A 355-nucleotide genomic window follows, 5' to 3' on the forward strand; every position below is an offset into this window, starting at 1 on the left:
TTACAGCATGCCGCCAGAGCGCCGGATTTCAGACTCAATCGCCTGGCGGGTGCTCAGACGCTTGTCCTGAAACCGACTTTGATCGGTTCGGTGCAGCGCTGTGCGCAATTGATTGGGGACGCACAAGCCGCGGGCATGTCTGTGGTGATAAGCTCAGCGCTTGAATCCAGCCTGGGACTGACGCAGCTCGCACGCCTCTCTCACTGGTTGCTGCCAGAGAGTCTGCCCGGGCTGGATACACTTCATCTGTTCAGTGCGCAGCTTGAAATCCCCTGGCCGGGCAGCATGCTACCGCTCCACTCGTTACAGCAACACATACAGGTATGGCAGTCATGAATCCGCACAGTCTGCATCG

Annotated in this window: 1 pseudogene; it reads left to right on the top strand. The window is 58.3% G+C overall.

What is annotated here, in order from left to right:
- A pseudogene (locus ACYP03_RS24845) lies at positions 1–336 on the top strand (o-succinylbenzoate synthase); the annotation flags it as partial.
- Positions 337–355 lie beyond the last annotated feature (19 nt).

The sequence above is a fragment of the Photobacterium sp. R1 genome, assembly GCF_054600795.1.